9 protein-coding genes are annotated in these 8,202 nt (G+C 52.0%); 8 read left to right on the plus strand and 1 reads right to left on the minus strand.

The annotated features are described in order from the left end of the window. Positions 1 to 3: 3 nt before the first annotated feature. The gene (locus FDW95_RS22045; RefSeq protein ID WP_115259835.1) at positions 4 to 813 is read right to left on the minus strand and encodes a dienelactone hydrolase family protein; all 810 of its coding nucleotides are present in this window, start codon (positions 811 to 813) and stop codon (positions 4 to 6) included. 265 nt (positions 814 to 1,078) lie between these two features. On the opposite strand from FDW95_RS22045, the gene udp reads away from it, so the two are divergent. The 8 genes from udp to tatC all read left to right on the plus strand — a co-directional run bounded on the left by udp (position 1,079) and on the right by tatC (position 8,194). Further along, the gene (gene udp, locus FDW95_RS22050) at positions 1,079 to 1,840 is read left to right on the plus strand and encodes a uridine phosphorylase (protein ID WP_003828923.1); all 762 of its coding nucleotides are present in this window, start codon (positions 1,079 to 1,081) and stop codon (positions 1,838 to 1,840) included. 141 nt (positions 1,841 to 1,981) lie between these two features. After that, positions 1,982 to 3,412, plus strand: a complete 1,431-nt coding sequence (rmuC, locus tag FDW95_RS22055) for a DNA recombination protein RmuC (protein WP_115259834.1) — start codon at positions 1,982 to 1,984, stop codon at positions 3,410 to 3,412. Between the two features lie 94 nt (positions 3,413 to 3,506). Next, complete coding sequence (ubiE, locus tag FDW95_RS22060; protein WP_096758910.1) at positions 3,507 to 4,262, plus strand: bifunctional demethylmenaquinone methyltransferase/2-methoxy-6-polyprenyl-1,4-benzoquinol methylase UbiE; 756 nt, start codon at positions 3,507 to 3,509, stop codon at positions 4,260 to 4,262. A gap of 13 nt (positions 4,263 to 4,275) precedes the next feature. Next, the gene (gene ubiJ, locus FDW95_RS22065) at positions 4,276 to 4,881 is read left to right on the plus strand and encodes a ubiquinone biosynthesis protein UbiJ (RefSeq protein WP_115259833.1); all 606 of its coding nucleotides are present in this window, start codon (positions 4,276 to 4,278) and stop codon (positions 4,879 to 4,881) included. After that, positions 4,878 to 6,518, plus strand: coding sequence for a ubiquinone biosynthesis regulatory protein kinase UbiB (gene ubiB, locus FDW95_RS22070; protein ID WP_115259832.1), 1,641 nt, complete (start codon positions 4,878 to 4,880; stop codon positions 6,516 to 6,518). The genes ubiJ and ubiB overlap by 4 nt, the downstream gene beginning before the upstream one ends. A gap of 78 nt (positions 6,519 to 6,596) precedes the next feature. Then, positions 6,597 to 6,851 carry a Sec-independent protein translocase subunit TatA gene (gene tatA / locus FDW95_RS22075; RefSeq protein ID WP_096758907.1) on the plus strand — a complete coding sequence of 85 codons (255 nt, stop codon included), beginning with the start codon at positions 6,597 to 6,599 and terminating at the stop codon, positions 6,849 to 6,851. A 3-nt stretch (positions 6,852 to 6,854) separates the two neighbouring features. Continuing rightward, positions 6,855 to 7,403 carry a Sec-independent protein translocase protein TatB gene (gene tatB, locus FDW95_RS22080; protein WP_096758906.1) on the plus strand — a complete coding sequence of 183 codons (549 nt, stop codon included), beginning with the start codon at positions 6,855 to 6,857 and terminating at the stop codon, positions 7,401 to 7,403. Between the two features lie 2 nt (positions 7,404 to 7,405). Continuing rightward, positions 7,406 to 8,194: a Sec-independent protein translocase subunit TatC gene (gene tatC / locus FDW95_RS22085; protein WP_137363615.1), complete on the plus strand. Its 789-nt coding sequence runs from the start codon at positions 7,406 to 7,408 to the stop codon at positions 8,192 to 8,194. The last annotated feature ends 8 nt before the right edge of the window (positions 8,195 to 8,202 follow it).

Here is an 8,202-nt window from a genome sequence, read left to right on the forward strand (position 1 = left end):
CATTTATTTCTTCCCACCATATTGCGCAAACCACGCCAGCATTCTTTGCCAGCCGTCATTGGCGGACTCTTCGTGATAGCTCGGGCGATAATCCGCGTTAAAAGCATGCCCGGCATCGGGATACACCACGATTTCTGCTTTGGCATTCGCCGCGCGCAATGCCTGACGCATGGTTTCCACGCTTTCCTGCGAAATACTGGTGTCCTGCGCGCCATAAAGCCCCAACACGGGGGCGTTAAGATCGGTAGCGATATCGACAGGATGCCTGGGCGAGTTCAGCGTTTTGTCGCCGACCAGTTTGCCATACCATGCCACTGCCGCTTTTAACTGCGGGTTGTGTGCGGCATACAGCCAGGTGATGCGTCCACCCCAGCAAAAACCAGTGATCATCAGTCGGTGTGCGTCACCACCGTTGCGTGAGGCCCAACTGGCGACGTGGTCCAGATCGGCCAGAACCTGAGAGTCCGGGACTTTGGCCACCAGGCCGCTTAACAGCGTTGAAATATCGGCAAAATCATTCGGATCGCCCTCGCGAAAGTAAAGCTCTGGAGCGACAGCCAGATACCCTTCCAGCGCCAGGCGGCGACAAATATCACGGATGTGTTCATGAACGCCAAAAATTTCCTGCACGACGATAACAACCGGTAGCGGACCTTCGCTGTGCTTCGGGCGTGCATGATACGCAGGCATATCATCGCCTTGAGACGGAATCGACGTTATTCCCGCGATGATTTCGTTATCCGGGGTGTGAACCGCCGTTGCTGCGGGTGGGGATACTGCAGGTGCAAAGCCAGATTGTCGTGTTGTTGCCATGGTATTCTCCGTACCCTTAAGTATTTAGCCAAATAGCGCATCATTAACTATAGACGCGTGCAACGAACCACATTGCCTTAAACGGTCTATCTTTTGTGCAAGGCTTGCCTGTATCGAACAGTTAATGTGATGTTCATCACTATTTGACGGTAATGAAATGCAATTGATTTACATCAAAGTGATGGCTGTCACGAAAATATGTTTATGCCTTCGGTAAAGTGTGTTTTTGCTTCTTCTGACAAAACCGATTCACAGAGGAGTTTTTATGTCTAAGTCTGATGTTTTTCATCTCGGCCTCACCAAGAACGATTTACAAGGGGCTACGCTTGCTATCGTCCCTGGCGACCCTGAGCGTGTGGAAAAGATCGCCGCGCTGATGGACAAGCCGGTTAAGCTGGCATCTCATCGCGAGTTCACTACCTGGCGTGCTGAGCTGGATGGTAAAGCTGTGATTGTCTGCTCTACCGGTATCGGCGGTCCGTCGACCTCTATCGCCGTAGAAGAACTGGCGCAACTGGGCATTCGTACCTTCCTGCGTATCGGTACGACCGGCGCTATTCAGCCGCATATCAACGTGGGCGACGTGCTGGTTACCACCGCGTCTGTCCGTCTGGACGGGGCGAGCCTGCACTTTGCACCGATGGAATTTCCGGCTGTTGCCGATTTCGAATGCACCACCGCGCTGGTGGAAGCCGCGAAATCTATTGGCGCGACTACCCACGTCGGCGTGACCGCCTCTTCAGATACCTTCTACCCAGGCCAGGAGCGTTATGACACCTTCTCTGGTCGCGTGGTGAGCCGTTTCAAAGGCTCGATGGAAGAGTGGCAGTCCATGGGCGTCATGAACTACGAAATGGAATCCGCTACGCTGCTGACCATGTGTGCAAGCCAGGGTCTGCGTGCCGGTATGGTTGCGGGTGTTATCGTTAACCGTACTCAGCAAGAAATCCCGAATGCTGAAACCATGAAGCAAACGGAAAGCCACGCGGTGAAAATCGTGGTAGAGGCTGCACGTCGCCTGCTGTAATTTTCTCTCCTTTCTGAAAAGGCCGACATGTTCGGCCTTTTTATTTTGCGCAGTACCTCGCAGGAAATTCCTTTTAAACTGGACGTTTATACAGCACAATTCTATTTTGTGCGGGTAAGTCGTTGCTGTAAGGGGGGCGTAGTGGATATTTCGATAATGATAAGTGCCGTCGTAGCGTTAGCTGCAGGGCTGCTTGTGGGCTGGCTGGCGACCAAAGCGCGTGCCGACCAAATCCGCGCGGATCTTATCGAAGAACGGCGTGAACTGGATATTGCGCTAAGCGCCGCACGTCAACAGCTGGCGCAGGAAGCCCACTGGCGCGACGAGTGCGAGCTACTCAACAACGAACTTCGCAGCCTGCAGAGTATTAACACCTCTCTGGAAGCCGATCTCCGGGAAGTCACCACGCGACTCGACGCGACGCAACAGCATGCGGAAGATAAAATCCGCCAGATGATCAACAGCGAACAGCGTCTGAGCGAACAGTTCGAAAACCTGGCAAACCGTATTTTTGAACACAGCAATCGTCGCGTTGATGAGCAAAATCGCCAAAGCCTGAATAGCTTGCTTACACCATTACGTGAACAGCTGGACGGTTTTCGCCGCCAGGTGCAGGATAGCTTTGGCAAAGAGGCGCAAGAGCGTCATACCCTGGCGCACGAAATTCGTAACCTCCAGCAACTGAACGCGCAGATGGCGCAAGAAGCGGTTAACCTGACACGGGCGCTGAAAGGCGATAACAAAACCCAGGGCAACTGGGGAGAAGTCGTACTCACGCGGGTACTGGAGGCGTCCGGTCTGCGCGAAGGCTATGAATATGAAACTCAGGTCAGCATAGAAAATGACGCACGATCGCGGATGCAGCCGGATGTTATTGTCCGATTGCCGCAGGGCAAAGACGTGGTGATCGATGCGAAAATGACGCTGGTGGCCTATGAACGCTACTTTAATGCAGAGGATGACTACACCCGCGAAAGTGCGTTACAGGAACATATCGCCTCCGTGCGTAACCATATTCGTCTGCTGGGCCGCAAAGACTACCAGCAGTTGCCGGGATTACGTACGCTTGATTATGTGCTGATGTTTATCCCGGTTGAGCCCGCTTTTCTGCTGGCGCTGGACAGGCAGCCCGAACTGATTACAGAAGCACTCAGAAATAATATTATGCTGGTAAGCCCGACCACGTTGTTGGTGGCATTGCGCACCATTGCTAATCTGTGGCGGTATGAGCATCAAAGTCGTAATGCGCAGCAGATCGCGGACCGGGCCAGCAAGCTTTATGACAAAATGCGGCTGTTTGTCGATGATATGTCAGCAATTGGTCAGAGCCTGGACAAGGCACAAGATAACTATCGGCAGGCGATGAAAAAATTGTCTTCAGGGCGTGGAAACGTTCTGGCTCAGGCAGAAGCGTTTCGTGGATTGGGTGTAGAAATTAAGCGCGAGATTAATCCTGAACTGGCTGAACAAGCCACGAGCCAGGATGAAGAGTTTCGTTTACGTTCGGTCCCCGAGGCGCAACAAGACGAGACTTACCCCGATGGAGAGGCGGTAAATCAGCAATCAAACTAGCCCGTTTGGGTTAGTTGAACCCGGTAGAAGGGTAGGGCAAATTGGCCCAATCTGTTACACTTCTCGAACATTTTTTGGATGAGCAGGCACTGAGATGGTGGATAATTCACAAGAAACGACGCACTTTGGCTTTCAGACCGTCGCTAAAGAGCAGAAAGCTGACATGGTGGCCCACGTTTTTCATTCTGTGGCGTCTAAATATGACGTTATGAATGACTTAATGTCATTTGGCATTCATCGTTTGTGGAAGCGCTTCACCATTGATTGCAGTGGCGTGCGCCGTGGGCAGACTGTCCTGGATTTAGCCGGTGGTACGGGCGATCTGACGGCGAAATTTTCTCGCATGGTCGGTGAAACCGGGAAAGTGGTTCTGGCGGATATCAATGACTCAATGCTCAAAATGGGTCGCGAAAAGCTGCGCAACATTGGCGTGATTGGCAACGTCGAGTATGTCCAGGCGAACGCGGAAGCATTGCCGTTCCCGGACAACACCTTTGACTGCATTACCATTTCGTTCGGCCTGCGTAACGTCACGGATAAAGACAAAGCACTGCGTTCTATGTATCGCGTGTTGAAGCCTGGTGGACGTTTACTGGTGTTGGAATTTTCCAAGCCGATTATCGAGCCGCTGAGCAAAGCGTATGACGCATACTCTTTCCATATTCTGCCGCGTATCGGTTCAATGGTGGCAAGCGATGCCGATAGTTACCGCTATCTGGCGGAGTCCATCCGTATGCATCCCGATCAGGACACGTTAAAAGCAATGATGCAAGATGCCGGGTTTGAAAGCGTTGATTACTACAACCTGACGGCAGGTGTTGTTGCGCTGCATCGTGGTTACAAGTTCTGACAGGAGATCGGGGATGCCTTTTAAACCCTTAGTGACCGCAGGCGTTGAAAATCTGCTCAACACCTTTCTGTATCGTTCACCGGCACTGAAATCAGCCAGAACGCGTTTGCAGGGCAAGGTGCTGCGTGTAGATCTCAAAGGATTTTCGACCCCGCTAGTCCTGGTGTTTAGCGAACGCCAGGTTGATGTACTGGGGGCATGGGAAGGCGAAGCTGATTGCACCGTGATCACGCATGCCAGCGTGTTACCAAAATTGCGCGATCGCCAGCAGCTCACGGCGCTTATCCGCAGCGGCGAGCTGGAAGTGCAGGGCGATATTCAAGTGGTGCAGAACGTTGTCGCGCTGGCAGACCTGGCGGAGTTCGATCCCGCAGAACTACTTGCCCCTTATACTGGCGATATTGTTGCAGAAGGGATCAGCAAGACCCTGCGCGGTGGGGCTACGTTTTTATGCCGTACCGTTCAACGTCAGCAGCGTTATGTTGCCGAAGCGATCACCGAAGAGTGGCGCATGGCCCCGGGCCCGCTGGAAGTTGCATGGTTTGCCGAAGAAACCGCTGCCGTTGAGCGTGCGGTCGACTCTCTGGCCAAACGGCTGGAAAAACTGGAGGCCAAATGACGCCAGGTGAAGTACGGCGCCTTTATTTCATCATTCGCACTTTCTTAAGCTACGGTCTTGATGAACTCATCCCCAAAATGCGTATTACGCTGCCGCTTAGGTTGTGGCGCTACACGTTGTTCTGGATGCCAAACCGACATAAAGATAAACCGCTGGGTGAAAGGCTGAGACTGGCTTTGCAGGAGCTGGGACCGGTGTGGATCAAGTTTGGTCAAATGCTTTCCACCCGCCGCGACCTTTTTCCTCCGCAAATCGCCGATCAGCTTGCACTGCTGCAGGACCGGGTGGCCCCATTCGATGGGCAACGTGCAAAACAACAAATCGAAGAAGCAATGGGCGGACTCCCTGTTGAAGAATGGTTTGATGATTTTGACATCACTCCACTGGCATCTGCGTCTATTGCACAGGTACACACTGCGCGACTGAAATCGAACGGCAAAGAGGTCGTGATCAAGGTCATTCGCCCGGATATTCTGCCGGTCATCAGAGCCGATTTAAAACTGATCTATCGCCTTGCTCGCTGGGTGCCTCGCTTGCTGCCGGATGGTCGCCGCCTGCGGCCAACGGAAGTGGTGCGTGAATATGAAAAAACGCTGATCGATGAGCTGAATCTGCTGCGCGAGTCGGCGAACGCGATTCAGCTGCGGCGTAATTTTGAAGACAGCCCGATGCTGTACATCCCGGAAGTGTATTCTGACTATTGCAGTCAGAACATGATGGTGATGGAGCGTATTTACGGTATCCCTGTTTCAGATGTTGCCGCGCTTGAGAAGAACGGCACCAATATGCAACTGTTGGCTGAGCGTGGCGTTCAGGTCTTCTTTACTCAGGTATTCCGCGACAGCTTTTTCCATGCGGATATGCACCCTGGGAATATTTTTGTTAGCTATGAACACCCTGAGAACCCGAAATATATTGGCATTGACTGCGGGATTGTCGGTTCGTTGAATAAAGAAGATAAGCGCTACCTGGCGGAAAACTTTATCGCGTTCTTTAACCGCGACTACCGCAAGGTTGCCGAGTTGCACGTAGATTCTGGCTGGGTTCCGCCGGACACCAACGTCGAAGAATTTGAATTTGCTATTCGTACCGTGTGTGAACCGATATTTGAAAAACCGCTGTCGGAAATTTCATTTGGTCACGTGCTGTTGAACCTGTTTAACACCGCACGTCGGTTTAATATGGAAGTCCAGCCGCAACTGGTGCTGTTACAGAAGACATTGTTGTATGTTGAGGGCGTTGGTCGACAGCTGTATCCGCAGTTAGATTTATGGAAAACAGCCAAGCCATTTCTGGAGTCGTGGATTAAAGATCAGGTCGGTATTCCTGCGCTTGTCAGGGCTTTTAAAGAAAAAGCACCGTTCTGGGTCGAAAAAATGCCAGAAATACCTGAACTTGTGTATGACAGTTTGCGCCAGGGCAAATATTTACAACACAGTGTTGATAAGATTGCGCGCGAGCTTCAGGCGAATCATGTTCGTCAGGGACAATCCCGTTATTTATTGGGTATTGGCGCAACGCTGCTGCTAAGTGGGACGTTCTTGCTGGTAAGCCGTCCTGAGTGGGGTTTGATGCCTGGCTGGCTAATGGCGGGTGGCGTCATTGCCTGGCTGATAGGCTGGCGCAAAATGCGCTGAATTTTTCATCGCTCAAGGCAGGTCGTGTAACGTATACTACGGTCTTATTAATTCATCATCTATAACAGAGGAACATGTATGGGTGGTATCAGTATCTGGCAGTTGTTGATCATTGCCGTCATCGTTGTACTGCTATTCGGCACCAAGAAACTCGGCTCCATCGGTTCCGATCTTGGCGCGTCAATCAAAGGCTTCAAAAAGGCGATGGGTGATGATGAACCTAAGCAAGATAAAACCAGCCAGGACGCTGATTTTACTGCTAAATCCATCACCGATAAGCAGGGTGAAGTGAAAAAAGAAGACGCCAAAAGCCACGATAAAGAGCAGGTATAATCCGTGTTTGATATCGGTTTTAGCGAACTGCTATTGGTGTTCGTGATTGGCCTCATTGTTCTGGGGCCACAACGACTGCCGGTGGCGGTAAAAACGGTCGCGGGTTGGGTTCGTGCATTGCGCTCTCTTGCAACGACGGTTCAGAATGAACTGACCCAGGAGCTTAAGCTTCAGGAGTTTCAGGACAGCCTGAAAAAAGTTGAGAAAGCGAGCCTGACAAATCTGACGCCGGAGCTGAAAGCTTCGATGGATGAATTGCGTGAAGCTGCGGAGTCGATGAAGCGTTCTTACAGCGCTAACGACCCTGAGAAAGCCAGCGATGAAGCCCACACTATCCATAATCCGGTAGTGAAAGGGAGCGAAGCGCAGCATGAGGGGGTTACCCCGGCTACGGCTGAAGCGCAGGCCAGCTCGCCAGAGCAAAAACCGCAATCCACGGGTGCTAGTACGCCGGAACCGACGGAAGCCGCTTCCGTAACGTTGATGGACGCAGAAAAGAAATCCGCCGCGCCTGTTGTCGAATCCTCCCCTTCGTCGAGTGATAAACCGTAAACATGGCTGTAGAAGATACTCAACCGCTCATCACGCATTTGATTGAGCTGCGTAAGCGACTCCTGAACTGCATTATTGCGGTTCTGGTGATCTTTCTGGCGTTGGTTTATTTTGCCAACGACATTTACCATATGGTTGCGGCACCGCTGATCAAGCAAATGCCGCAGGGTGCGACGATGATCGCCACAGATGTGGCCTCGCCGTTCTTTACCCCGATCAAGCTCACCTTTATGGTGTCGCTGATCCTGTCAGCGCCAGTGATCCTGTACCAGGTATGGGCATTTATTGCTCCCGCGTTATATAAGCATGAACGCCGCCTTGTTGTGCCGCTGCTGGTTTCAAGTTCGCTGCTGTTCTATATCGGCATGGCATTCGCCTACTTTGTCGTCTTCCCGCTGGCGTTTGGTTTCCTTGCCAATACGGCTCCGCAGGGCGTACAGGTGTCGACGGATATTGCCAGCTACCTCAGCTTCGTAATGGCACTTTTCATGGCCTTTGGGGTTTCCTTCGAGGTTCCCGTTGCCATTGTGCTGCTGTGCTGGATGGGCATTACGACGCCTGAAGACTTACGTAAAAAACGTCCTTATGTTGTCGTCGGCGCCTTTGTCGTGGGGATGTTACTGACGCCGCCGGATGTCTTTTCGCAAACGCTGTTGGCCATACCAATGTACTGCCTGTTTGAAGTCGGCGTTTTCTTCTCCCGTTTCTATGTCGGTAAGCGACGTACGCGAGACGAAGATAACGAGGCGGAGAACGAGAAAGCTGAAGCTGCCGATAAAACCGAAGAATAAATTCAACC

The organism is Citrobacter sp. wls718, from assembly GCF_005280945.1.
GTDB classification, from domain to species: Bacteria; Pseudomonadota; Gammaproteobacteria; order Enterobacterales; family Enterobacteriaceae; genus Citrobacter; species Citrobacter gillenii.